Here is a 25,030-nt window from a genome sequence, read left to right as displayed (position 1 = left end):
GCTTCACTGAGCCTTGTTTCACTGGCCCTGAGGGTAGGCGGCGGCGGCCGTCGCGCCTAGGGCCGGCGTGCGCCTTTGCACGATGTTTGGCGTACTTGTGCGATGATCGCGCAATGGTCGCTTCCAAAACCGTTATCAAACAGGGTGTTTTTCCCATCGCCAAGGCCGACATGATCGAAGGCATGGCCAAGGGCATGGCCGTGCTGGAGAGCTTTGACACCCAGCGCCAGCGCCTCAATGCCACGCTGGCCGCCGAGCGCGCCGGCATCACGCGGGCCGCGGCGCGCCGGCATTTGCTGACGCTCACCCACCTGGGTTATCTTGAAACCGACGGCAGCTACTTCTGGCTGGCGCCCAAGGTGCTGCGCTTTTCCGGCAGCTACCTGGCTACCGCGCGCCTGCCGCGTGCCATCCAGCCCGCGCTGAACCGGCTGGCCGCGCAGGCACAGGAGTCGTTTTCAGTCGCGGTGCTGGACGGCGACGAAATCGTCATCATCGGCCGCAGCGGATTTGAATGGAAGTCACCGGCCGACGGCAAGACGGCGCCGGCGCGCGTGCTGGCTTACGGCCTGCACCTGGGCGCGCGCCTGCCGGCGCATGCCACCTCCACAGGCCGCATCCTGCTGGCCGCCAAAACCAAGAGCGACTTCAACGCCTGGCTGAAAGCCAAGACAGAGACCGGCAACCTGGCCCGGCTGACGCTGCACACCACGACCGACCCGCGCAAGCTCAGGGCGGTGGTGGACCAGGTGCGCGTCGACGACTACTGCCTGGCCAGCGAAGAACACGAGCTGGGCGTGCATGCCCTGGCCGTGCCGCTGCGCGACATGCAGGGCCACACGGTGGCATCGCTCAATGTGGTGTCGTCGCCGCAGCGGCTGCGGCCCGAGGCGATGCAGCGCGAGCTGCTGCCTTTGCTGCTGGATGCGGCCAGGGAATTGCGCTCTTTGCTGTAGGGGAGCGCAGCCGCCTTACTGCGGCACCAGGCCGGCCGCTTTCACCAGCTCGGCATGAATCCGGATTTCTTCCGAAATCACCTGCGCCAGGGGTTTGGCTTCATCGACGGCCGGCTCCATGCCGATTTCAATCAGCCTGTTTTTGGCATCGCCGCGAAGCATGGTTTTGACGGACTTGCCCAGGCTGTCCAGAATCGGCTGGGGCGTTTTGGCGGGCGCCAGCAGGGCGATCCATGCCGACAGCACCACGTTGTTCACGCCGCCTTCTTTCAGCGTCGGAATTTCCGGCGCGGAGATAGCGCGCTTCTCGCTGAGCACTCCGACCGGATGCAGCTTGCCGGACTTGATGTGGGGCAGCGCCTCCGGCAGAGGGGCGAAAGCCATGTCCACCACGCCGCCTATCAGGTCGGTGATGGCCGGCGCGCCGCCCTTGTAGGGGACGTGCAGCAGTTTGGCGCCGGTCTGGCTTTCAAACATCAGGCCGGCCAGGTGTTGAGGGCTGCCGTCGCCAGAGGAGGCATACGTAAGCTTGCCGGGGCTTGCCTTGGCAGCAGCCAGCAGGCCGGCCGGGGTTGAGTACTTCGCCTTGTCGCGCACCACCAGCACCATGGCCTGGTTGACCAGCTTGGTCACGGGCACAAAGTCGGTTTCCGGGTTGTAGGGGAGGGTCTTGAAGATGCTCTTGTTGGTGGTCAGGAAGGACGCCGGCGACACCATGAGGGTGTAGCCGTCCGGCGGCGCCTTGGCGACCGCCGGCAGGCCGATCTGGCCGGATGCGCCTGCCCGGTTGTCGACCACAAAGGGCTGGCCCAGGTCGGTGCTCAACTGCTGGCTGATCTGCCGCGCCACCATGTCCACACTGCCGCCCGCCGGCAGGGCGACGATGACTTTGACCGGCCGGTTGGGGTAGGCGTCTTGCGCTGAAGACGGCGTGGCGAACAGACTGGACGCCGTACAGAGCGCTGCCAGCAGGAGGGGGCGGATTGAGCGGGGGCGGGTGGAAGGCATGGCTTGCTTTCAGAGGGGGAAAGGGTATGGCGCAACTCGCAAGTTGCGTACCAACCTCGCCTCAAACCACACTGCCAAACGCCGGGATTAAACGCCCAGGTATTGCGCCAGCAACTCAGGCTTGGCGTGCAGCTCGGCCGAGCTGCCTTCAAATACGACCTGGCCTTTGACCAGGATCACATTGCGGTCGGTGATCTGGGTGACGTGTTTCCAGTTCTTGTCGACGATCACGCTGCTGATGCCGGTTTCGCGGATCAGGCCGCAGATGCGCCAGATGTCTTTGGCGATCAGCGGCGCCAGGCCTTCGGTGGCTTCGTCCAGGATGAGCACGTCCGGGTTGGTCATCAGTGCGCGGCCTATGGTCAGCATCTGCTGCTCGCCGCCGCTGAGCTGCTGGCCGCCGTGGCCCAGGCGCTCCTTCAGGCGCGGAAAGGTGTCGAGCACTCGCTCATAGGTCCAGTCGCGCTGGCCTTTGGTGCCGGGGCGCGCCGCCATCTTCAGGTTTTCGACCACGCTGAGGTTGCCGAAAATGCCACGGCCTTCGGGCACGTAGGCAATGCCCAGGCGGGCGACTTCGTAAGGCGGGGCGCCCGTCATCGGCCTGCCGTTGATCGCCACCGAGCCCGAGCGCGGCTTGACCAGGCCCATGATGCTTTTGAGCAGGGTGCTCTTGCCCATGCCGTTGCGGCCCATCAGGCCAATCGTTTCGCCGCGTGCGACGTGAAAGTCAATGCCGCGCAGCACATGGCTGGCGCCGTAGTAGGTGTTGATGTCCTGGGCGGCGATCAGGATGTCGATCTGTTTTTCGGGGGCGTTCATCAGTGTTCCTCGCCAAGATACGCAGCTTGCACGCCGGCGTCGGCACGGATCTGCGCGGGCGTGCCGCTGGCGATGACCTGGCCGTTGACCATCACGGTGAGTTTGTCGGCCAGTGTGAACACCGCGTCCATGTCGTGCTCAACCAGCAGGATGCCGTGGTTTTTTTTGATGGCCAGCAGCAGGGCGACCATGCGCTCGGCCTCGGCCACACCCATGCCGGCCAGGGGTTCATCCAGCAGCAGCACCTGCGGCTCGGTGGCCAGCGTCATGGCGATCTCCAGCTGGCGCTGCTCGCCGTGGCTGATGGTGCCGGCAATCGCGTGCTTGCGGCTTTGCAGGCCGGCCAGCTCCAGCGCTTCTTCGGCGCGGGCGTTGACGGTGGCAAAACTGGTGGCGCGCTTGAGCCAGTGCGCGGCATGCGGCTCGCGTGACTGCGAGGCCAGCCGTACGTTTTCCCACACGCTGAATGGCAAAAAGATATTCGTCTTCTGATAGCTGCGGCCCAGACCTTTGCCCGAGATTTTCTCGGGCGTCCAGCCGGTGATGTCATTCCCACCCAGCGTGACTGTGCCCGAGCTGGGTGGCAGGTCGCCCGAGAGCAGGTTGGTCAGCGTGGATTTGCCGGCGCCATTGGGGCCGATGACGGCGTGAATGTGATTGCGCCAGAGGTCGACCGACACATCGTTGACCGCTGCAAGACCACCAAAACGCTTCGTCAGGTTCTTCGCACTGAGGAGGACTTCACTCATGGCCAGCCTCCGCCTTGTCTTTGCGCTGGGTGAATTTTTCGACCAGGCCCAGAATGCCCCGCGGCGCAAACGTCACCAGCAGCACGATAAAAAGACCCATCCACAGCTGCCAGTGCTTGCCCAGATTGACGCTGCCGAGCTGCGGCAGGTCCTTGAAGACATGCAGCAAATACTCAAACGCAAACGCACCGACGATGGCGCCGGCAAAGTTGCCCATGCCGCCCAGGATCACCATCATGATGGCGTGCGCGCTCATGTGAAAGCCCATGAGTTCGGGGTTGATATAGCCCGTCTGTGTGCCCCACAGGTAACCTGCCAGCCCGGCCAGTGCGCCGGCCAGCGTGAAGGCCGAGAGCTTGTAGCCGAAGGTGCCAAAGCCCATGGCGCGCATGCGGTGCTCATTCACGCGGATGCCGGCCAGTGTGCGGCCAAAGGGGCTCCAGAGCAGGCGGCGCAAAAAGACATAGACAAGCAGCAGTGCGCCCAGCGTGAAGTAGTAGAGCGTGACCTTGCTGTCCAGATCAAACGGTACCCAGCCGAGGATGGCCGCGCTGGGTTTGAAGTTGACATAGAGGCCGTCAGAGCCGCCCAGCGCCTTGTTGTCGAAGAAGAGATAAAACACCATCTGCGCAAACGCCATGGTGACCATGATGAAGTAGATGCCGTGCGTGCGCACCACAAAGAACCCGATGATGAGCGCCGCCAGGCCAGAGGCCAGCACGGCCACCGGCAGCGTCCACCACAGGCTCACAGGCTCGCCGGCGGGCGTCAAAAAGGCCAACGCGTAACCCGCCAGCCCGAAGTAGGCCGCATGGCCCAGCGACACCAGGCCGGTCACGCCCTGCAGCAAATCGAGGCTCATCGCAAAGATCGCCATGATCATCATGCGTGTGACCATCTGGGTGTAGAAATCGGTGCCGACAAAGGGAAAGGCGACCAGGGCGATCAGGCCCAGTGCCAACGCCACCTGCACGCCGCGCGGCAGGATTTCGAGATTTGCTTTTGCCGCGCTCATTGCTTGAACAGACCTTCAGGTTTCCAGAGCAGCACGGCCGCCATCAACATATACACCAGCATGCCGGCCATCGAAGGCAGCAGCACTTTGCCAAAGGTATCCACCAGGCCGACCAGCAAGGCAGAGATCAAGGCGCCGCGCACCGAACCGATGCCGCCAATCACCACCACCACAAAACACATGATGAGCACCTGCGAGCCCATGTTGGGGTAGACGCTGGCCACGGGCGCGGCAATCATGCCCGCCACCGCCGCCAGGCCCACGCCCAGCGCAAACACCACCGCGTGGATCAGCTTGATATTGATGCCCAGCGATTCGGCCATGTCGCGGTTAAAGGCGCCGGCGCGAATCTTCATGCCCAGGCGCGTGCGCGAGATCATCCAGTACAGGCCCAGTGCCAGCGCGATGCAAACGCCCGACATAAAGAGGCGGTAGACGGGGTAGGAGAGGTTGTCGGTGAGCGGCACCGAGGCACTGAGCAAATCGGGGATCGTCACGCCGTGCACGTCATCACCCCAGAGGATGGAGCGGACTTCCTCAAAGATGTAGATCAGGCCGAAAGTCAGCAGCACCTGGTCCAGGTGGTCGCGCTTGTAGAAATGGCGAAACAGCAGCCACTCCAGCGCCAGGCCAAAAATGATTGATAGCACCGCACCGCCAATGATGGCCATCGTGAGGCTGCCTGTCAGCGTACTGAGCGACCAGGCGAGGTAAGCGCCCAGCATGTAAAAGCTGCCGTGGGCCAGGTTGACCACGCCCATGATGCCGAAGATCAGCGTCAGGCCGGCGGCCAGCATGAACAGCAACAGGCCGTACTGGACGCTGTTGAGCAGCTGGATGAGGAAGTTGGCTAAATCCATAAATCCGATTAGGTGTGGCGGCGGGTAAACAGAAGCAGGCTGCCCATCAGGGTGAAGAGGCCGCCCGAGACGCGGTTAAACCAGCGCACGGCGCGGCTCGAACGCATAAGCGGCGCGATGCGTGCCACGCCCAGCGCGCAGCCGCTCAGCACGGTGAACTCAAAGGCCATGAAGGTGAGGGCGAGGATCGCGAACTGCGGCACAAAGGGCGCGGCCGGGTTGAGGAACTGCGGGAAGAAAGCGGCAAAGAACAGCACGGCTTTTGGGTTGCTGGCGCCGACCAGAAAACCGCGCAGGAAGAAAGAGCGGCGCTGGGCTGGTGCTTCACCGGCGGCAGGGTCAAACACGGCGGCCTCGCTGCGAAAAGTCTTGATGCCCAGCCAGATCAGGTAGGCCGCCCCAATGACCTTGGCCACGGTGAAAGCGGTTTCAGACGCCGCCAGCAACGCGCCCAGGCCCATGGCCGACAGCAGCATCACACACAACACGGCGCTCACGCTTCCGGCGACCGAAGTCATGGCCTTGCGCGGGCCATGATTGAGCGCATTCGTCATGCACATCAGCATGGTGGGGCCGGGTGTCAGGATCAGCAGGGCGACTGCTGCGACGTAGAGGAGGTAGGTGGTGAGCGTCATGAAGGTAAAGATATCACCGGTAAAGACCCGTCAGCATGGCGCGAGCCAGCTTTTATTCAAAAAAATGGGAGGCCAGAAGACCTCCCATTTCGCAGGAACCCGGGTGATCAAGCCATCTTGCAGCCGGCGCCGGAGTCGGCGAGGGCTTTGGCGGCAACGCCGATCACCTTGTTTTCCTTGTTCTCGACCACGCGCAGGTACATGTCCTGCACCGGGTTGTGCGACGGGCTCATGGTCCACTTGCCGCGCGGGCTGTCGATGACGGCGCTTTCCATGGCTTTGTAGAGCGCCGGCTTGTTGTTCAGGTCGCCCTTGACGGCGTTGGCGCCCTGGATCAGCAGCAGGCCGGTGTCATAGCCCTGCACCGCGTACACGTCGGGTTGCAGCCTGAAGGTCTTGGCGTAGTTCAGGCGGAACTGGCCATTGCGCAGCGTGGGCAGCGAGTCGCTGTAGTGCATGGTGGTGATGATGCCGTTGGCTGCGGGGCCGGCGGCGTCCAGAACGCCTTCGGTCAGGAAGCCGGAGCCGTAGAGGGGGATCTTGTCCTTCAGGCCTGAGGCGGCGTAGTCGCGGATGAACTTGGCAGCGCCGCCGCCGGCGAAGAAGCAGGCCACGGCGTCGGGCTTGAGCGCGGCGATTTCGGTCAGCAGCGCCTGGAACTCGACCTGCGGGAAGGGCAGGCCCAACTCCTTGACGATGGTGCCGCCTGCGGCGGTGTAGCTTTCCTTGAAGCCTTCAAACGCCTCGTCGCCGGCGGCGTATTTCCAGGTGATCCAGACGGCCTTCTTGTGGCCGCGGTCGACCATGGCCTTGCCCAGGGCGCGCGTGGGTTGCGAATTGGTGAAAGAGGTGCGGAACACATTGGGTGCGCACAGGCTGCGCGTGGCGGCATGCACGCCGGCGTTCGGGATCAGGCTCAGCACGCCGGTGTCGCGCGCGACTTTCTGGATACCCATCTGCACGCCGGAGTGCACGGTGCCGACCAGCACGTCGACCTTGTCGCGCTGCACCAGCTTGTTGGCGTTCTCAATGCCCTTGGATGGCTCGGACTCGTCGTCCACCTTGAAGTATTCGATCTCGCGGCCGCCGAGCTTGCCGCCTTGTTCGTTGACGGCCATGCGAAAGCCGTTTTCAATCGCCACGCCGAGCTGGGCGAAGGTGCCGGTGTAGGGCAGCATGAAGCCCACACGCACCTTGGCGGACTGCGCACGCACGATTTCGGGCAGCAAGAGGCCGGTGGAGGCGGCGCCGATCACGGCAGCGCTACGGGTCAGTACAAGTCGGCGTGAAGTCATGGAATAGCTCCTGGTTGAGACTGAAAACAGTTAGACGAATAGTAAGCGTGCGTTACGACGGAAGGCCTAGTGTAAAACCCGAGATTGAAGATTAAATTGTTTACACTTAAAGCAATACCCGTGCCCGGTTTGCCTGTGATTTCAGGCTTTTTCGGGTGATGGTTTTGCGGCATCAGGGCTTTAGAGCTTCAGGGGCTTGGCGCGTCGGGGTGTCAATGCGCCTGGCGCAGCTTGAAGCGCTGGATCTTTCCGGTGGCTGTCTTGGGCAGCTCACTGACAAACTCGATCCAGCGCGGGTATTTGTAAGGCGCGAGCTGCTGCTTCACATGGGCTTTGAGATCGTCCATGGTGGCGGCCTGGCCGGGCTTGAGCACCACATAGGCCTTTGGCTTGATGAGCTGGTCGTCGTCGGCCACGCCGATCACGGCCACTTCCAACACCGCGGCGTGCGTCATCAGGCTGGCTTCCACCTCGAAGGGCGAGACGTAAATGCCGCCGACTTTCAGCATGTCATCGCTGCGCCCGCCGTAGGTGTAGTAGCCGTCAGCATCGCGTGTGTACTTGTCGCCGCTCTTGGTCCATTCGCCGGCAAAAGTGGCTTTGGTCTTGGCGCGGTTGTTCCAGTACATGATGGCCGCGCTGGGTCCGCTGATCTGCAGCTCGCCGATTTCGCCGTCACCGCACTCGCGCCCGTCGTCGCCGACGATGCGCAGCGCATAGCCGGGCACCGCCTGGCCGGTGGTGCCGTAGCGCACCTGGCCCGGCCGGTTGCTCAAAAAGATGTGCAGCATTTCGGTGGAGCCGATGCCGTCCAGGATTTCGCAGCCATAGTGGGCCGTCCATTTTTTGCCGATTTCGGCGGGCAGCGCCTCGCCGGCGCTGGTGCATACGCGCAGGCGAAGTTCGGCTTTTGCTGGTTTGGCCGGGTCCGCCAGCAGGGCGGCATACAGCGTAGGCACGCCGTAGAAGATGGTGGGCTGGTATTTTTTGAGCAGCGCAAACACGTCGGCCGGGGCAGGGCGCGCCGGCAGCAGCACCGTGGTGGCGCCCACGCTCATCGGAAAGGTTAGCGCATTGCCCAGGCCATAAGCAAAGAACAGCTTGGCGGCTGAATACACCACGTCGGATTCGCGGATGCCCAGCACGCCGCGGCCATACAGTTCGGCCGTCTGGACCAGGTGGCTGTGCAGGTGCACCGTGCCCTTGGGCGTACCGGTAGAGCCGCTGGAATACAGCCAGAAGCAGGCGTCGTCGGCGCAGGTGCGCGCGATGGTTTGGGTAGCGGCCTGCGCACGCAGCAGGGGGGCCAGCGCGTGGTGCGGCGACGCATCTTCGGTACCGGCAACGATGACGGTCTTGAGCGTGGCGATCTTGCCGATCAGTGGTTCAAACGAGGGCAGAAGGGCCTGCGAGACGATGAGGCCTTGCGCGCGTGAATCGCGCAACATGAACTCGAAGTCTTGTGAGGTCAGCAGCGTGTTGGCTGCCACCGGCACCACACCCGCCAGGATGCAGCCCAGAAACACGACCGGCCACTGCGGTGTGTCCAGCATCGCCAGGAGTACGCGGCTCTCGGGCGCGAAGCCTTGCGCGCGCAGGGCGTTGGCAAAGCGGTGCGATTGGTAGGTGAGTTCGCCGTAGCTCAGCTGCTCGCCCGTGAGCGCGTCCATAAACGCTACCTTGCCGGCGCGCGAGGTATTGCGTGCTAGCAGGTCGTGCGCGGCGTTGTAGTCGCGCGGGATGTTCACCAGGGGCGGGCTGGCCGAGTGGTCAGCGCTACTTGCTTGCATGCTTGTCTCCAGATTGCTTTTTTGTCTTGCTATTATTTTTATAGCTGGTCACGCACGCTATTCAGGGGCGATGCGGCGATTTCTCTTGAAATTCTCAGGCGGTGGCAGAACTCGCTCCCAGGGTCTGCAGCGCGCCGGCCAGCCAGGTGCGGCACCACTCGGTGCCTTCGGTTTCAGGCATGGTGCCGCTGCTGGCGTCGTGGAGCCAGACGTCTCCGATGCGCTGGGCGCCCAGGTCGGTCAGGCGTTCGTCAAATTTCTTGCCGCCAAAACAGAAGGTCTGCATGTAGGTGCGGTCGCCCAGCGCGATGACGCCGTAGCGCACGTGGCCCAAGAACTGGGGGTTGGCACCCAGAGATTCGTACAGGGCACGGGCGTTGTCGGGCACATCGCCCGAGCCGTAGGTGGATGTGCAGATGAGATAAAGTGCATCTTCTGCGTTCGCAGCATCAAACACGCTGATGTCCAGGTCGTCCATCAGCAGCACTTCAATCTCGCTCACCAGATCTGCGCAATCCATCTGGATTGCCTGCGCCACATAGTCGGCGGTGCTGGTCATGGTGCCTACGAGGATTTTGAGTTTCATCATCTGTCTCCGGATAAAAGATGCAATAAACTGCTTGACATCGATTTAACCTGAAGTATACTGCAATTCATTGGGGGCGCAAGTCCTGAAACCCCTCAAACGCGATTTTTCGCAACTTTCAACGACTTTTTCTTCCACAGGTGCTGCTTGGAAACCATGTCTGAACAGGAATCGAAAGCCACGCTCAGCGAACTGGGCGCCCGTGTGCGGGCCTGGCGTGCCCGCCGCGGCATGACGCGCAAGCAGCTGGCTTCCGACTCCGGCCTCAGCGAACGCTTTCTGGCCGACGTGGAAACGGGCAAGGGCAATGTCTCCATCAATTCACTGGAGGCCGCGGCCCGCGCGCTGAATATCTCCATACTCGAACTGCTGCAGGACGCCCCGCGCCCGGCGCTGGCGCGTGTGCAGGGCCTCTTGATGCGGCTGGACGACACCCAGCTGGACCAGGCCTACGGCATGCTGGGCAGCACCTTTGGCCTCAGTGACTCCCAGGGCCGCGAGCAGCGCATCGCCCTGATCGGCTTGCGCGGCGCGGGCAAGTCCACGCTGGGCAGCCAGCTGGCGGCCGAGCGCGGCGTGCCTTTCATCGAGCTGGACCGCGAGATTGAACGCGAAGCCGGCACCAGCATGAATGAAATTTTGCTGTTGCATGGGCAGGCCGGCTACCGTCGCTATGAACGCCGCGCGCTGTTCCGCATCGCCGAGGACCACCCCGGCGGCGTGGTGATGACCACTGGCGGCAGCATCGTGAGTGAACGCGAAACCTTTGACTTGCTGCAAAGCCGGTTTTACTGCGTGTGGCTCAAGGCCAGCCCCGAAGAGCACATGGCCCGTGTGGTCGCCCAGGGCGACATGCGGCCTTTTGACACGACACGCGGCGCGACCAGCGAAGCGATGGAAGACCTGCGCCGCATCCTCTCAAGCCGTGAGGCACTGTACGCCCGCGCTGACGCCGTGGTTGACACCGCAGCGCGCACACTGAAACAAAGCCTGAAAGACCTGGAGCGCGCCGTCCCGAAAACGGTTGTACGTGCCGAGGCCAAGAGCGAACATCAATAACCGGACATCACTGGAGACACCCCATGAACGCCATGACAGAACCCCTTTTGTTCAAGCAGGTCATCGAAGGTCAGGAGCGCGAGCTCGTGAGCTTTTCCACCCACCCCGCCAAGTACCAGCATTGGACGCTGAGCGTGGAGGGTGATGTGGCGCGCCTGAAGCTCGACATCAATGAAGACGGCGGCATCAAGCCCGGTTACAAGCTCAAGCTCAACAGCTACGACCTGGGTGTCGACATTGAGCTGCACGACGCCATCAACCGCATCCGCTTTGAACACCCGGCCGTCAAGGTAGTGGTGTTTGAGTCGGGCAAAGAAAAAATCTGGTGCTCGGGCGCCAACATCTACATGCTGGGCCTGTCGACCCACGGCTGGAAGGTCAACTTCTGCAAGTTCACCAACGAAACCCGCAACGGCCTGGAAGACTCCTCGCGCCATGACGGCCTCAAAGCCATCGCGTCGGTGACCGGCGCCTGTGCCGGCGGCGGCTACGAGCTGGCCCTGGCCTGTGACCGCATCATCATGGTGGACGACCGCTCGTCCACCGTCAGCCTGCCTGAAGTGCCTTTGCTGGGCGTGCTACCCGGCACCGGCGGCCTGACCCGCGTGACCGACAAGCGCAAGGTGCGCCGCGACCTGGCCGATATCTTCTGCACCACCAGCGAAGGTGTGCGCGCCGACCGCGCCAAGGACTGGAAGCTGATCGACGCCCATGCCAAGCCGCAGCAGTTCGGCGACTTGCTGGCAACGGAAATTGAAGCGCTGCGTAAACAATCCACGAGGGCTGCAGCCTCAAAAGGCATTGAACTCACGCCGCTCAAGGCCCTGATCGACGACACCGGCTACCACTACAGTCTGGTTGATGTGCAGGTTGACCGCGAAAAGCGCATTGCCACCATCACCGTCAAGGCACCGGCCGCAGCCATTGAATCCACACCCGACACCATCGAGGCCGCCGGCGCCAACTGGTACCCGCTGAAGCTGCAGCGCGAGCTCGACGATGCCATCCTCAACCTGCGCACCAACGAGCTGGAAGTCGGCACCTGGGTTATCAAGACCAGCGGCGACGCCGGCCAGGTGATCCGCATGGATGGCGTGCTGGCCAGCCTCAAAGACCACTGGCTGGTGAAAGAAACCACGGGCGCGCTGCGCCGCACGCTGGCCCGGCTGGATGTGACCAGCCGTTCGCTGATTGCGCTGGTCGATGCGGGTTCTTGCTTTGCCGGCACCTTCTATGAGTTGGCCCTGGCTTGCGATCGCATTTACATGCTGGATTTGCCGGATGCGCCCGACAGTGCACCCGCGTTGCAGCTGAGCGCTGCCAACTTCGGCTGGTTCCCGGCCGTCAATGGCCTCACGCGCCTGCAGACGCGCTTTTGCGAAGACGCCGACACGATTTCGCAGCTGCAAAAACTCGGCGACAGCCCGCTGCGCGCCGACCAAGCCTTGGCATTGGGGCTCGTCACCCTGACGCCCGACGACATCGACTGGGACGACGAGATTCGCATCATGCTGGAAGAGCGTGCGTCGCTGTCGCCTGATGCGATGACGGGCATGGAAGCCTCGCTGCGCTTTCCGGGCAAAGAGACGATGGAGACACGTGTCTTTGGCCGCCTCTCTGCCTGGCAGAACTGGATCTTCATCCGACCTAATGCGGTGGGTGAAGACGGCGCTCTCAAATTGTTTGGAACAGGCAAGAAGGCCAAGTTCGACTGGAAACGGATTTAAGGAAACACCATGAGCTCTATTGACCTCCAAGCCCTCATCCCCAACAACGTCCACCTCGGCGAAAACCGCCAGCTCCAGCGCGCGCTGGAGCATTGGCAGCCCGCCTTTCTGAACTGGTGGGACGAGATGGGCCCCAGCGACTTCAAGGCCAAGGAAGTCTATTTGCGCACCGCCGTGGGCGTGGACGCGTCGGGCTGGGCCAGCTACGGCTACACGCCCATGCCCGACTACCGCTGGGGCATCTTCCTGGCCGACAAGGAAGAGGGCCGCAAGATTGGCTTTGGTGATCACATGGGGGAAGACGTCTGGCAAGACGTGCCTGGCGAATATCGTTCCACCTTCCGCCGTTTGATCGTGACGCAGGGCGATACCGAGCCGGCGTCTGTCGAGCAGCAGCGCCTCCTGGGCCATACCGCGCCCTCGCTGTACGACCTGCGCAACCTGTTTCAGGTGAACGTCGAAGAAGGCCGCCACCTCTGGGCCATGGTGTATTTGCTGCACGCGCACTTTGGCCGCGATGGCCGTGAAGAGGCTGAAGAGCTGTTGATGCGCCACAGCGGCGATGCCGACAAGCCGCGCATCCTGGGCACCTTCAACGAGCCCATGGACAACTGGCTGAGTTTTTTCATGTTCACCTACTTCACCGACCGCGACGGCAAGTTCCAGCTCAAGTCGTTTGCCGAATCCGCATTCGACCCGCTGGCGCGCACCACGCGCTTCATGCTCACGGAAGAAGCCCACCATATGTTTGTGGGTGAGACGGGTGTGGGCCGCGTTATCAAACGCACACTGGAAGTGATGAAGGAGCTGGACACCGACGACGTGGCCACGCTGCGCAAGGCCGGTGTGATCGACCTGCCTACCGTCCAGAAATTCATGAACTTCTGGTTCACCTCCTCGCTGGACCTGTTTGGCTCGGAAGCCTCGTCCAACGCCGCCAACTATTTCAGCAACGGCATCAAGGGCCGGCCGGATGAAGCCAAGTTCGCCGATCACGTCGAGCTGGAAACCGAGATGAGCATCGTCGTGCCGAACGGGCAGGGCGGTGTGAAGAACGAGACCATCTCGACCCGCAACGGCATGAATGAAATCACGCGCCTCGAATACGTCAAGGATTGCAATGTCGGTGTGACGCGCTGGAACATGGGCATCAAGCGGGCCGGGGTTGACTTTGAACTCACGTTGCCGTCAACCCGTTTCCGCCGTGAAGTCGGCGCCTGGGCCGGCAACTTCACCGACCCGCTGGGCAACCCGATTACCGCTGCCGAGTTTGAAGCCAAAAAAGACCAGTGGCTGCCAACGCCTGCCGACACGGCGTTTGTGAAAAGCCTGATGAACCGGGTGACGGAGCCTGGCAAGATGGCCGCGTGGATTGCGCCGCCGGATCGCGGGATTAACGCCAATCCGCTCGAGTACGAGTACGTAAAGCTCTAAATCCAGCTAGTCGATTTTTGCGCCGCGTTCGCTGAGCAAACCCCGCAACAGCGAACGATGGCAGCGCGCCTCGTTCTCGCAATAGCAGCCCATCGCAAAATTCGACTGATGCGACAGCGCTGCCAGCAAGTCCAGGTTGCGGCTGGCGTCGGACTCGTTCATCTCGGCGCGGTATTTCTTGCTGAAGGCGGCCCAGTCCTTGTCGGATTCGACGGATTGACCCAGCTTCATGGTCTCCAAACTGGGTGCGAGGTTGGGGTACCACACGTCATACCAGTTGCCGGAGGCGAATTCGGTTTTGGGTACACCACGCGGCGGCCTGCGCACGGTGCCTATGCGCAGCCCTTCGCCGGCACTTCGCGCCGTGCCCAGCCTGACGATCTTCACGGCCATTGCGGTCTCCTTGTTTGTGAACAGTTCACAAGCCCTATTCTGGAACGATTCAGGGGGCAGCGGGAACGGTGGCTGCGCCCGGCTCCAGAGGTTCTACGCGAGACATCTCCTGCATCTGGCGCGCGATCTCATCGTCGGCCATGGGCGCCTGCACGGACTCCGGCGGCGCGGGTGTGTCCAGCCAGTGCACGGTGGCAGGGAAGGCAAACACCACCACCGTAAGCGCCACCTGCACCAGCAGCATGGGCCATAGCGCGCCCAGCAGCCGCCGGCTCGAAATGGCCGGGAGGCCCGAGCGGGACCGGGCCATCAGCACCGCATAGCCCATGGGTGGAATCAGGAAACTCAGCTGCAGCACCAGCAGCAGCAACACTGCGGCCTGTTGCGCGTCGCCCAGGCGAGCAATCAGCGCCGGCGCGACGATGGGCACGATGACAAAAATCATTTCGAAGGCATCGAGCACCCAGGCGCATAGCGCCACCAGCAGCAGCACCAGGGCTGCCGTTACGCCAGGTGGCAGCGTGGAGCCCAGCAGCAGGGCGTTGAGCCAGCGGTCGGTGCCGAACACGCGAAATACCAGGCTGAAAGTGGTCGCGCCCACCAGCAGCGCAAACAGGGCGCCACTGAGCTTGAGCGTGTCGGCCAACACCGTCTGCCAGGCTGCCACAGAAAGTGAACGGCCCGCGAGGGCCGAGGCCACCAGCAGCGTGGCGCCAGTGGCTGCAGCCTCCACCGCATAGAGCTTGCCGGTAAAGACGCCGGCCAGCAGCAGGACGATGGTGCCGCCCGCGACCAGCGCGACGGTGGCCTGCGTGCGGCCAAGAGGCGCTTGCGGCGGCGCTTCCTGGCGCTTTCGCGCCTGGCGCCAGGCCACCAGGGCCCAGAGCGCCAGCACGCACAGGGCGGGCAGCAACGCGGCGTGCATCACGTCCTGGGTGTTGATGATGCGCTGGCCGGCCTGCAGATAGCCCGGCAGCCGGCTGGCCTCCAGGTGGGCCAGCAGCATGGCGTCGCCCAGCAGCAGCAAGACCAGCGAGGGCGGCACCACCACGCCTATGGTGGCGGCGACGCTGATGATGGAGACCGCCCGCGCGGTGTCCAGGTGCGCCATGCGCGGCGCCACCAGGCGCGAGAGCAGGGCGGAGCTGGAGGCGACCGACCCGTTCATGGGCGCGATGAGGGCGCCTACGCCCAGGGCCGAGAGGGCGTGCGCGCCGGCCAGCGGACGAAATAGCCGCAGCAGCGCGGAGAACAGCGCGTCGGCGACCGTCAGGCGCTGCAGCAACACGCCCATGAAGACATACAGCGGCATGGCCTGCAGCAAATCGTTTTCCAGCAGGCCCAGCGTCCGCACAGGCAGGGCCTGCAAAATCTGAAGGTCGAAAGCGCCCGCGGCCAGGCCCAGCGCCGCGAACAGGCTAGACACCCCGATCAGCAACGCCCAGACCGGCAGGCCGGTGGCCAGGATCAGCACGCCCAGCGCCAGCAGCATCCACAAGCCCGCGAGGCTCATGGTGAGCCCGGCGCGCGGCCATGCGGCAGCAGTTCGAGCAAGCCTTCCACCAGCACCAGCAAGAGCATCAATGCCATGGCGAGCTTGATCAGGAAGTACCCCGGACTGAGTGTTTCGCCGAATCGCTCGAAAGAAGCCACGGAGGCCGCAACCAGCGGCCAGCCGGCCCAGAGCATGAATAGCGCCCAAGGCGTCACGCAGGCCAGCAGCGCCCAGGCCTGCCAGCGCGGGCGGGGCGCGCCGTCTGGACGCGGCTGCAGCGAGGCTAGGTGGGCGTGACTTCTGGAGGCCGCAGTGACGGCCACCGCCACATACAGCGCGAACAGTACCTGCGCTGCGTCATTGGCCTGGCGCGAATAAGCCTGTACGAGCTCGCGCAGCGGCCATTGGGCCAGCAGCAGCGCCGCCAGCGGCAGCACCAGCAGCCCGAATACCGCCGTCATGTGTGTCAGGCCCTTGTCCATCCAGGACGCTGCCTTGGCCGCGTGCAGCAATCTCATGCACCGGCAGGGCTGCAGGGGCAGCCCTTCTCGCTGGGCCAGTGCGAATCCGGCTGGGCAGCGAGGCGAAGTTTCATGGTGCGGGCCCGTGAATGGAAAAAATGAGGGGGAGTGCGGCAAAGTGTAGCGGGTTCGGGCTATAATATTTGACTAGTCGGAGTGTGGCGCAGTCTGGTAGCGCACCTGGTTTGGGACCAGGGGGTCCAAGGTTCGAATCCTTGTACTCCGACCATTATTTCCCGGTAAAAAGCCCACGCAAGTGGGCTTTTTCATGTCTGCCTTTCCTGTAGCCGGCCTTGCCGGGGCCGTTACGGCTGTCACAGTCCCGGGTTGATCAGCGGTGCGAAGTTGGACGTGCGCCAGTATTCGCGCAACTGCTCCAGTTTTTCCTGAAAATCCCGAAAGTGCAGCGGCTTGCGCACGTAGCTGTTGAGCCCGCCTTTAAGGGCCATGACCGCCCTGGAGCTTTCCGGCGAAGCGGTCAGCATGACGACGGGGACGAAGAAGGTTCGCGGGTCGCCGCGCATGCGCTGCATCACCTCCAGTCCGCTCATGCCGGGCAGGCCCAGGTCCAGCATGACGAGTTCGGGCGGCTGGTCGCTTGGCCGGCCGCTGAAGGCGCCCTCGCAGAACAGGTAATCGAGGGCTTCCTTGCCGTCGCGCGCGACGATGATTTCGTGGTCCGCGCCGTTTTCCTGCAGCGTGACCATGGTGAGTTCCGCGTGGGCAGGGTTGTCCTCTACCAGCAGCATGGTGGGTCGGGTCATTCTTGGAGGTCTCCTCGCCAGTGGCTTGTGGCCGAAGAGACCAATATATACCCCCGCCACCGTTTGGCGGTGTCAGGAAAACTCGCTGGTAATAGTGACAAGTCCACGAGGTGAAATGCGTGGGCCGCGGTTGATTGAAGGTATGATTCGCGACGAGCTGAAACGGCCGCCGCCCCGCGCGGCATTGCCTCAGCCTCCACATACACAAACTGCCCGTAGCTCAGTTGGATAGAGCATCAGCCTTCTAAGCTGAGGGTCGGGGGTTCGATCCCCTCCGGGCAGGCCAATTTGGGCCATCTCGCTACTGCGAACGCGTGATCAAGCCCGATGCGCTCCTCAGAATCCTCACGTACCTGAAGTACGTTCCGGTTCCTGCGGTGCGGCTCGGACTTGCTGACGCGTTCTCGCTACGCGATCTGATCCCAAATCAACTGCGCTCAGGAGCGCATTGATCTCAACGCTTTTTGTACTGCGTCTTGCCGAACAGGACTTCGCGCGCCTTGTCGTCGGTGATGGGCCGGCGCAGGTCGGCCAGCACCTGCACGCCGCGCTGCACGGCGGGGCGTTCGCTGATGAGGTCGAACCATTTCTTTAAATGCGGGTAGTCGGCCCAATCGATGCCGTGGTTTTGCCAGTTGCGCAGCCAGGGGAAGATGGCGATGTCGGCGATGCTGTATTCGTCGCAGGCGATGAATTTGCTGCCGGCCAGCTGCTTGTCCATCACGCCGTAAAGCCGTTTGGTTTCGTTGGTGTAGCGGTTGATGGCGTACTCGATCTTTTCGGGTGCGTACTGGCGAAAGTGGTGCGTCTGCCCAATCATGGGGCCTACGCCGCCCATCTGGAACATCAGCCACTGCAGCACCTGGAACTTGAGCCGGTCGGTTTGGGGTAAAAATTGCCCGGTTTTGGCGGCCAGGTAGAGCAGGATGGCGCCGGATTCAAACACCGAAATCGGCTTGCCGTCAGGCCCCACGGGGTCGACCAGGGCCGGAATCTTGTTGTTGGGGCTGATGGCCAGGAATTCGGGCTTGAACTGGTCGCCCGTGCCGATGTTGACGGGGATGGCCTGCCAGTCACGGCCCAGGCGGAAACCGCATTCCTCCAGCATGATGTGGACTTTGTGGCCGTTGGGCGTAGGCCATGTGTAAACGTTAATCATTGAGACTTCCTTGGCTACTATGATGTGATGTTTGCGCGCTGTCGATGCCAGGTCTGAAAGACCCCGTGCGATGTCTGCTGCACTTTAAGAGAAAAGACAAAACCATGTTTGAGCGGCTCAAGAAAGTCTTTGTTGCGGGTAAGGCGGATGCCAATGACTCTGCGCTGTCGGAAGACCCGGTGTCAGAATGGGCCGGCACGCGCGGCTTTTCGTACACCGGCATGGACGGCAAGGGCTTTGCGCTCAAGGGCACGATCAGCGGCAAACCCTGGAAGATGGAACGGGGCCGCGCCTCGCGTGACTACATCCGCGGCGAGGAGCTGCGCGCCCGGGGCGAGGTCAAGGTCAATGACGATGTCTCGGTGCTGGTCATGAACCGGCCGCTGAAGGAAGCGCTGGAAAAGCGCGCTTACCAGGCCTACACCGACACCCTGCAAACCACGGCCGACCCGAGCCTGCCCGAAGAAATGCGCTGGCTGGCGATGTATTCGGAAGTGGGCTGGGAAAGCCTGCCCAAACCCTTTTGGCAGCGCTATGCCGTCATGGCCGACCAGCGCATCCACGCCCAGGCCTGGCTGGACACCCACCTGGTCGAGCTGCTGATGTCCTGGCCGGAGCCCTCGCCGGACCCGCAGGTGCCTTTTATCCTGATGGTGCTGCGCGGCAAGACCTACCTGCGCATGCAGTACACGCCGGCCGATATGCCCACGCTGGAGCATGCCGCGCAGATCTTCACCAGCGCCTGCGAATCGGCGATTGCGGGGCTGACGAACGACATCACGCTTTGAGGAAGGCTGGGATGGGGCCGCCTGGCCGGAATTACAGGCTGATAAAAGCCCAAAATTTCCTGTCTTTTTGGCCTCCAGCCTTTTAACCACTAGCATAGGCAGCTATTAATTTGATAGTGATTCGAGTCAGTCTAGCCGGTTCACCCTGACTGGTTCTGGCCACTTTCGGGGCCCTGGATGGCCCCAAACCCCCTCAACCGCCCCGCGTCACCGGCATTTCCACCTCACCCGGCATCAAGAGATGCTTGGCCAGCTCCAGCTTGGCCAGCGAGGCGCGGTGCACCTCGTCCGGGCCGTCGGCCAGGCGCAGGGTGCGCTGGCTGGCGTAGGCGTAGGCCAGCGGGAAGTCGTCCGACACGCCGCCGCCGCCGTGGGCCTGGATGGCCCAGTCGATGATCTGGCAGGCCATGTTGGGGGCGACCACCTTGATCATCGCGATCTCGGCCTTGGCGACCTTGTTGCCCACGGTGTCCATCATGTAGGCGGCCTTGAGCGTCAGCAGGCGGGCCTGCTCGATCATGCAGCGGGCTTCGGCGATGCGTTCGTGCCAGACCGACTGGCTGGCGATCGGCTTGCCGAAGGCGACGCGGGTGTTCAGCCGCTTGCACATCAATTCGAGTGCGCGCTCGGCAATGCCGATGCTGCGCATGCAGTGGTGGATGCGTCCGGGGCCGAGGCGCCCCTGGGCGATCTCAAAGCCGCGGCCCTCGCCCAGCAGCAAATTGCCGACGGGCACGCGCACATTGGTCAGGCGCACTTCCATATGGCCGTGCGGGGCGTCGTCGTAGCCGAAGACGGAAAGCGGGCGTATCACCTCGATGCCGGGCGTGTTGGCCGGCACCAGGATCATCGATTGCTGCTCGTGGCGGCCGGCGTCGGGATTGGTCTTGCCCATGACGATGTAGATGGCGCAGCGCGGGTCGCCGGCGCCGGACGACCACCATTTCAAGCCGTTGAGCACATAGTGGTCGCCGTCGCGCGTGATGCGGCACTGGATGTTGGTGGCGTCGGACGAAGCCACTTCCGGCTCGGTCATCAAAAAGGCCGAGCGGATTTCGCCCTTGAGCAGCGGGTCCAGCCACTGGTCCTTGTTGGCTTCGGAGCCGTAGCGGGCAATGGTTTCCATGTTGCCGGTGTCGGGCGCCGAGCAGTTGAACACCTCGGCCGCAAAAGGCACGCGGCCCATGATTTCGCACAGCGGCGCGTATTCAAGGTTGGACAGGCCTTCGGGTGCGCGCGGTGAATGCGGCAGAAAGAGGTTCCAGAGACCGGCGGCGCGGGCCTTGGGCTTGAGCTCCTCGACCAGCTTGGTCGGAATCCAGGCATTGCCCTTGGCACGGTTCTCGGCGATTTCGCGGAAGAAGCGGGCCTCGTTGGGGTAGACATGCTCGTCCATGAACTTGAGCAGGCGCGCCCGCAGTTCCTGTACTTTGGGGGTGTAGTTGAAGTCCATGAAATCTCCAGAAAGGGATGTGAGGCGATGTTGTTGTAAGGGGGCAGTGCGTCCGGCAGGCGTGTCAGCCCTGGCTCTTCAGCGCAAAGCCCCAGGCCATCTTGGCCAGCAAGGGCGCGCCGGCAGCCGAGCTGACAGCCTGCGCGCTGGAGGCCGTTCCCGCCTCGACGCGCTTGGCAATACCCTGCAGGATGGCCGCGATACGAAACAGGTTGTAGGCCATGTAGAAGTTCCAGTCGGCCTTGAGCGCCTCAGGCGTGGCCAGGCCGGTGCGCTCGCAATAGAGGCGTATGTAGTCCGATTCGGTCGGGATGCCCAGGCTGACCACATCGAGCCCGCCGATACCGCGGAAAGCGCCCGGCGGAATGTGCCAGGCCATGCAGTGGTAGCTGAAGTCGGCCAGCGGGTGGCCCAGCGTAGACAACTCCCAGTCCAGCACCGCCAGCACGCGCGGCTCGGTGGGGTGAAAGAGCAGGTTGTCGAGCCGGAAGTCGCCGTGCACGATGGAGACCATGCTTTCATCGCGCGCGCTGGCCGGGATGTTGGCCGGCAGCCATTGCATCAGGCTGTCCATCTCGGCAATCGGCTGGGTGATGGAGGCGGCGTACTGCTTGCTCCAGCGGCCAATCTGGCGCTCAAAGTAGTTGCCGGGCTTGCCGTAGTCGGCCAGGCCGCGCTCGGCAAACTTCACCTTGTGCAGGGCGGCGACCACGCGGTTCATCTCGTTGTAGATCTCGCCGCGCTGTGCGTTCGTCATGCCGGGCAGGGACTGGTCCCAGAGCACGCGGCCTTCCACAAACTCCATCACGTAAAAAGCACGGCCGATCACGGACTCGTCTTCGCAGAGGCAATACATTTTGGGCACCGGCACATCGGTGCCTTGCAGGCCCTGCATCACCTTGAATTCGCGCTCCACCGCATGGGCCGAGGGCAGCAGCTTGGCCACCGGGCCCGGCTTGGCGCGCATCACATAAGCGGCGCCCGGCGTGATCAGCTTGTAGGTCGGGTTGGACTGGCCGCCCTTAAAAAGCTCCACCGTGAGCGGGCCTTTAAAGCCGGGCAGGTGCTGGTCCAGGTAGGCGGTCAGGGCGGCGACATCAAAAGCATGCGCGCCGGTAACAGCCCGTGTGCCGACAAAGTGATCGAAATTGCTCATGCTGGAACGAGTTGTCTCTGTTTGATTGTTTGTTGATTACTTGTCGATCTCGGCTTCAGAAATTCGCATCAGCGCTTCGCGGTTGCGCACCACCAGGCCGCCCGGCTCGATGCGGATGGCTTCCTCGCGCTCCATCGATTTGAGTTCCTGGTTGACGCGCTGGCGCGAGGCGCCCAGCAACTGGGCCAGTTCCTCTTGCGCCAGTTGCAGGCCGATGCGCACTTCGCCGCCGTCCGCCAGGCTGGGCACGCCGTAGCTGCGCACCAGGTGCAGCAGCTGCTTGGCCAGCCGCGCCCGCAAGGGCAGGGTGTTGAGGTCTTCCACCAAGCCGAAGAGCTGCCGGATGCGCCGCGCATGCAGGCGCAGCAGGGCTTCGTAGAGCTCGACGTGCTGGCTCAAAATCTTGCGCAGGTCGGCACGTGAGACGCACAGCAGCGTCGTCTCGCCATGCGCATAGGAGTCGTGCGTGCGCCGCTCGCCGTCGAAGATCGCCACATCGCCGACCCACAGGCCCGGCTCCACGTACGTCAGCGTGACCTGCTTGCCCGAGATCGAGGTCGAACTCACACGAATCGCACCGCGCGCGCACGAGATCCACTCTTCCGGCACGTCGCCGCGCGCAGAGATGAGTTCGCCGTCTTTGTAGCGTTTGACGTAGGCGCATCGGAGTATGTCGTGCCTCAGGGATGGGGACAGGGATGAAAACCAGCGGCCGTTGTTAATGGCCTCTCGTTCCTCTATCGTAAGAATGGGATCGTCCATGGTCTGTCTTTTGAGTGACTAACAAGGCGTCCATTGTCGCTTGAGGGACGCAGGCGGCGCCATCCCGCTGTCGCATGGGTGTCGCGGGGCCGCAGGCGGCCCTTTTGATGGGGGATGGGGAGTACCCGGGCCGTAGGCGCCCGGGGTTGGCGCAGAGCCTAGCGGTAGTGCGGCGTGCGCTTGGTCAGGAAGGCGTCTATGCCTTCGCCGGCATTGGCGTCGTGCAGGTTGCGCACGAAGTGCGCCTGCTCGCTGGCCAGTTGCGCGTTGAGCGTGCTGCCGGCGGCGTCGTTGATGAGCTCCTTGATGCTGGCCAGCGCGTTGGGGGCGCGCGCATTGAGGCCGGCCGCCAGCTCCAGCGCCTGGGCCAGGGCTTCACCCGAGGCCGTCACGCGGTTGACCAGGCCGAAGTCGTGCAGCCGGCGCGCGCCTATGCGTTCGCCGGCCATCAGCAGCTCGCTGGCCAGCGCACGCGGCAAGGCACGCGCCAGGGCCCAGCTGCCGCCGCCATCGGGCGACAGCGCCACCGTGCTGTAAGACATCACAAAAATCGCGTTATCCGCCGCCACCACAAAGTCGCAGGCCAGCACCAGCGAAAAACCGGCGCCGGCGGCCGCGCCTTCCACGGCGGCGATCACCGGCTTGGGGTAGGTGCGGATCGAGTCGATCCAGTTGTGCAGGCCTTCAATGCTTTGCGCCTGCACCTCGGGCGGCTGGCGCCGGTTGGCCTCCAGCCGCTGAAGGTTGCCGCCCGCGCAAAACATCGGGCCTTCGCCGGTGATCACCACGCTGCGGATGTCGGGGTTGTTCTCGGCGGCATTCAGCGCTTCGATGCCCGCGGCGTAAATGTCCGGGCCCAGGGCGTTCTTGAACTCCGGGTTGCTGATCGTGAGGATGAGTGTGCCGCCCTCGCTGGTACTTTTCAGTGCGCCTGCCATGTCAGTTTCTCCGATACGAAATGAGGGGTGGGCAGGGAACAGGTTCCCGTGCAAGTAGGGGCCGCGGAACTGGCTTTGCCAGGCCGCAGGCGCTGCCCCCTCGAGGGGGGAAGGTGCTACACGAAGTGAGCATCCGACGGGGGTGCTTCACTCTTCTTTATGCAAGAGGCTCAGGCCGATGGCGCCCCGGCGCCGCAACCAGGGTGAGGGGCGGTAGCGCTGGTCGCCGTACACGGTCTGCATGTTGAACAGCACTTCCAGCACATTGGTGGGCCCGTAGCGATCGCCCATGGCCAGCGGGCCCATGGGGTAGCCCAGGCCCAGTGTCACGGCGGTTTCCAGGTCTTTCGGGCTGCAAATGCCTTGCTGGCAGATGTCGCTGGCGATGTTGACGATGGCGGCGACCACGCGCTGGGTCACAAAGCCGCCGCTGTCGCGGATCACGCTGACGGCCTTGCCGTCGCGGGCGAAGAGGGCGTGCGCGGCGTCGCGCATGTCGGTGCGGGTGGCCGGGTTGGTGGCCAGCACGCGGCGCTTGGTGGCCGCGTCGTCGATCAGCATGTCGATGCCGACGGTGCGGGCCGGGTCCAGGCGCTCCACGACAGCGACGGTGGTGATGTCAAAGCCCAGCGGGGCGACCAGCATCAGGGCCTGCGGTGATGCGGAAGCGCCGGTTTCGATTTTGGCGCCCAGGTTTTTCAGCAACTGCAGCAACTCGGAGCGGCGCGAAGCGCGCGGCGACACCCACACTGGTGGAAGTTCAGCCACCTGGGGAACGGGCGGCTCTGGCGGCACCTGGATGGCGCCGTCCGGGTAGCGGTAGAAGCCTTCGCCCGTCTTGCGTCCCAACACGCCGCCGGCCAGGCGCTGCGCCGTGATCACATTGGGGCGGTAGCGGGCTTCTTCGTAGTACTGGTGGTAGATCGCCTCCATCACGGGGTGGGAGACATCGAGCCCGGTCAGGTCCATCAGCTCGAAAGGGCCCAGCTTGAAGCCGGCCTGGTCGCGCAGGATGCGGTCTATGGTGGCGAAATCGGCGATGCCTTCGCTGACGATGCGCAGCGCCTCGGTGTTGTAGCCGCGCCCGGCGTGGTTGACGATAAAGCCGGGCGTGTCTTGCGCCTGCACCGGCGTGTGGCCCATCTGCCGGGCGTATTGGCTGAGGCCCTCGCACACGGCGGGGTTGGTCTTCAGTCCGGCGATCACTTCGACCACTTTCATCAACGGCACGGGGTTGAAGAAGTGATAACCGGCCAGGCGTTCGGGGTGCTTCAGGCCTGCCGCGATAGCCGTGACGGACAGTGAGGACGTGTTGCTGGCCAGCACAGCACTGGCGGGCAGCAGTGCTTCGAGTTCGGCGAACAGGGTTTTTTTGACGTCCAGCCGCTCCACGATGGCTTCGACGATGAGCTCGCAGGTTGACAAATCACTGAGAGTGCCGGCGATCAGCAGCCGGTCTTTGTGTCCGGCGGCTACGTCGGCCGCAATGCGGCCCTTCTCCACCAGTTTGTCCCATTGAGCACAGATCGCTTCGCGTGCTTTTTCGGCGGCGCCTGCCTGCGCGTCCATCAACCTGACGGTGCTGCCGGCCTGGACGGCGATCTGCGCGATGCCGCGCCCCATGGCACCAGTGCCAACTATTCCCACATTCGCGTAAATTACTTTCAT

General features: G+C 63.4%; 24 protein-coding genes and 2 tRNA genes. 7 read left to right on the top strand and 19 right to left on the bottom strand.

The genetic code is table 11. From position 1 onward, the window contains the following. Positions 1–113 precede the first annotated feature (113 nt). Complete coding sequence (locus BM408_RS05805) at positions 114–956, top strand: IclR family transcriptional regulator domain-containing protein (protein ID WP_092127869.1); 843 nt, start codon at positions 114–116, stop codon at positions 954–956. A 15-nt stretch (positions 957–971) separates the two neighbouring features. Here BM408_RS05805 and BM408_RS05800 read toward each other — a convergent pair whose 3' ends face one another. From BM408_RS05800 to BM408_RS05760, 9 genes are all read right to left on the bottom strand, one after another. Beyond that, positions 972–1,964 carry a Bug family tripartite tricarboxylate transporter substrate binding protein gene (locus BM408_RS05800; protein ID WP_092127867.1) on the bottom strand — a complete coding sequence of 331 codons (993 nt, stop codon included), beginning with the start codon at positions 1,962–1,964 and terminating at the stop codon, positions 972–974. An 87-nt stretch (positions 1,965–2,051) separates the two neighbouring features. After that, entirely contained in the window at positions 2,052–2,783 is a 732-nt protein-coding gene (locus BM408_RS05795) for an ABC transporter ATP-binding protein (RefSeq protein ID WP_092127865.1), read from the bottom strand. Then, positions 2,783–3,532, bottom strand: a complete 750-nt coding sequence (locus BM408_RS05790) for an ABC transporter ATP-binding protein (RefSeq protein WP_092127863.1) — start codon at positions 3,530–3,532, stop codon at positions 2,783–2,785. Before BM408_RS05790 ends, BM408_RS05795 begins: the two co-directional genes overlap by 1 nt. Beyond that, positions 3,525–4,547 (bottom strand): branched-chain amino acid ABC transporter permease, encoded by a 1,023-nt coding sequence (locus BM408_RS05785; protein WP_092127861.1) that lies wholly within the window; start codon positions 4,545–4,547, stop codon positions 3,525–3,527. The genes BM408_RS05790 and BM408_RS05785 overlap by 8 nt, the downstream gene beginning before the upstream one ends. Then, on the bottom strand, positions 4,544–5,407 hold the full coding sequence (locus BM408_RS05780; RefSeq protein WP_092127859.1) for a branched-chain amino acid ABC transporter permease: 864 nt from the start codon (positions 5,405–5,407) through the stop codon (positions 4,544–4,546). Before BM408_RS05780 ends, BM408_RS05785 begins: the two co-directional genes overlap by 4 nt. A gap of 8 nt (positions 5,408–5,415) precedes the next feature. Next, positions 5,416–6,042: a LysE family translocator gene (locus BM408_RS05775; RefSeq protein WP_092127857.1), complete on the bottom strand. Its 627-nt coding sequence runs from the start codon at positions 6,040–6,042 to the stop codon at positions 5,416–5,418. Between the two features lie 107 nt (positions 6,043–6,149). Continuing rightward, complete coding sequence (locus BM408_RS05770) at positions 6,150–7,337, bottom strand: ABC transporter substrate-binding protein (protein ID WP_092127855.1); 1,188 nt, start codon at positions 7,335–7,337, stop codon at positions 6,150–6,152. Between the two features lie 212 nt (positions 7,338–7,549). Further along, entirely contained in the window at positions 7,550–9,127 is a 1,578-nt protein-coding gene (locus tag BM408_RS05765; RefSeq protein ID WP_092127853.1) for a benzoate-CoA ligase family protein, read from the bottom strand. Between the two features lie 94 nt (positions 9,128–9,221). Continuing rightward, positions 9,222–9,713: a flavodoxin domain-containing protein gene (locus BM408_RS05760; RefSeq protein WP_092128501.1), complete on the bottom strand. Its 492-nt coding sequence runs from the start codon at positions 9,711–9,713 to the stop codon at positions 9,222–9,224. A gap of 156 nt (positions 9,714–9,869) precedes the next feature. Here BM408_RS05760 and BM408_RS05755 point away from each other — a divergent pair, with 156 nt between their 5' ends. Genes BM408_RS05755 through boxB form a run of 3 tightly spaced genes read left to right on the top strand, consistent with a single transcriptional unit; the run spans position 9,870 to position 13,933 of the window. Further along, entirely contained in the window at positions 9,870–10,772 is a 903-nt protein-coding gene (locus tag BM408_RS05755) for a helix-turn-helix transcriptional regulator (RefSeq protein WP_092128498.1), read from the top strand. A gap of 32 nt (positions 10,773–10,804) precedes the next feature. Further along, the gene (gene boxC / locus BM408_RS05750) at positions 10,805–12,499 is read left to right on the top strand and encodes a 2,3-epoxybenzoyl-CoA dihydrolase (protein ID WP_371326995.1); all 1,695 of its coding nucleotides are present in this window, start codon (positions 10,805–10,807) and stop codon (positions 12,497–12,499) included. Positions 12,500–12,508: 9 nt separating this feature from the next. After that, complete coding sequence (gene boxB / locus BM408_RS05745; RefSeq protein ID WP_092127849.1) at positions 12,509–13,933, top strand: benzoyl-CoA 2,3-epoxidase subunit BoxB; 1,425 nt, start codon at positions 12,509–12,511, stop codon at positions 13,931–13,933. 6 nt (positions 13,934–13,939) lie between these two features. On the opposite strand, the gene BM408_RS05740 is transcribed toward boxB, so the two are convergent. From BM408_RS05740 to BM408_RS05730, 3 genes are read right to left on the bottom strand one after another with little or no spacing between them, the layout of a single operon-like run. Beyond that, on the bottom strand, positions 13,940–14,326 hold the full coding sequence (locus tag BM408_RS05740) for a DUF488 domain-containing protein (RefSeq protein WP_092127847.1): 387 nt from the start codon (positions 14,324–14,326) through the stop codon (positions 13,940–13,942). 49 nt (positions 14,327–14,375) lie between these two features. Continuing rightward, positions 14,376–15,839, bottom strand: a complete 1,464-nt coding sequence (locus BM408_RS05735; protein WP_092127845.1) for a TRAP transporter large permease subunit — start codon at positions 15,837–15,839, stop codon at positions 14,376–14,378. Beyond that, positions 15,836–16,339, bottom strand: coding sequence for a hypothetical protein (locus BM408_RS05730; RefSeq protein WP_139237304.1), 504 nt, complete (start codon positions 16,337–16,339; stop codon positions 15,836–15,838). The genes BM408_RS05735 and BM408_RS05730 overlap by 4 nt, the downstream gene beginning before the upstream one ends. A 155-nt stretch (positions 16,340–16,494) precedes the next feature. On the opposite strand from BM408_RS05730, the gene BM408_RS05725 reads away from it, so the two are divergent. Next, positions 16,495–16,571 (top strand) — tRNA-Pro (locus BM408_RS05725). An 85-nt stretch (positions 16,572–16,656) separates the two neighbouring features. Here BM408_RS05725 and BM408_RS05720 read toward each other — a convergent pair. Further along, the gene (locus tag BM408_RS05720) at positions 16,657–17,106 is read right to left on the bottom strand and encodes a response regulator (RefSeq protein WP_092127841.1); all 450 of its coding nucleotides are present in this window, start codon (positions 17,104–17,106) and stop codon (positions 16,657–16,659) included. A 209-nt stretch (positions 17,107–17,315) separates the two neighbouring features. On the opposite strand from BM408_RS05720, the gene BM408_RS05715 reads away from it, so the two are divergent. Continuing rightward, positions 17,316–17,392, top strand: a tRNA-Arg gene (locus tag BM408_RS05715). 168 nt (positions 17,393–17,560) lie between these two features. Here the strand turns inward: BM408_RS05715 and BM408_RS05710 are convergent. Beyond that, positions 17,561–18,265: a glutathione binding-like protein gene (locus BM408_RS05710; RefSeq protein WP_092127839.1), complete on the bottom strand. Its 705-nt coding sequence runs from the start codon at positions 18,263–18,265 to the stop codon at positions 17,561–17,563. A 104-nt stretch (positions 18,266–18,369) separates the two neighbouring features. Here BM408_RS05710 and BM408_RS05705 point away from each other — a divergent pair, with 104 nt between their 5' ends. Further along, positions 18,370–19,053, top strand: a complete 684-nt coding sequence (locus BM408_RS05705; RefSeq protein ID WP_092127838.1) for a hypothetical protein — start codon at positions 18,370–18,372, stop codon at positions 19,051–19,053. A 193-nt stretch (positions 19,054–19,246) separates the two neighbouring features. On the opposite strand, the gene BM408_RS05700 is transcribed toward BM408_RS05705, so the two are convergent. The 5 genes from BM408_RS05700 to BM408_RS05680 form a co-directional block, all read right to left on the bottom strand. Then, positions 19,247–20,506, bottom strand: a complete 1,260-nt coding sequence (locus tag BM408_RS05700; RefSeq protein ID WP_092127836.1) for an acyl-CoA dehydrogenase family protein — start codon at positions 20,504–20,506, stop codon at positions 19,247–19,249. Between the two features lie 64 nt (positions 20,507–20,570). Beyond that, positions 20,571–21,662: a phosphotransferase gene (locus BM408_RS05695; protein ID WP_092127831.1), complete on the bottom strand. Its 1,092-nt coding sequence runs from the start codon at positions 21,660–21,662 to the stop codon at positions 20,571–20,573. 36 nt (positions 21,663–21,698) lie between these two features. Further along, on the bottom strand, positions 21,699–22,424 hold the full coding sequence (locus tag BM408_RS05690; protein WP_092127829.1) for a Crp/Fnr family transcriptional regulator: 726 nt from the start codon (positions 22,422–22,424) through the stop codon (positions 21,699–21,701). A 158-nt stretch (positions 22,425–22,582) separates the two neighbouring features. Then, positions 22,583–23,362 carry an oxepin-CoA hydrolase, alternative type gene (locus BM408_RS05685; protein WP_092127826.1) on the bottom strand — a complete coding sequence of 260 codons (780 nt, stop codon included), beginning with the start codon at positions 23,360–23,362 and terminating at the stop codon, positions 22,583–22,585. Positions 23,363–23,509: 147 nt separating this feature from the next. Continuing rightward, the gene (locus BM408_RS05680) at positions 23,510–25,030 is read right to left on the bottom strand and encodes a 3-hydroxyacyl-CoA dehydrogenase (RefSeq protein WP_092127824.1); all 1,521 of its coding nucleotides are present in this window, start codon (positions 25,028–25,030) and stop codon (positions 23,510–23,512) included.

Origin of the sequence: Polaromonas sp. YR568 (assembly GCF_900116715.1) — a bacterium.
GTDB lineage: Bacteria > Pseudomonadota > Gammaproteobacteria > Burkholderiales > Burkholderiaceae_C > Polaromonas.
This window is presented reverse-complemented; position numbering and strand designations above follow the sequence as displayed.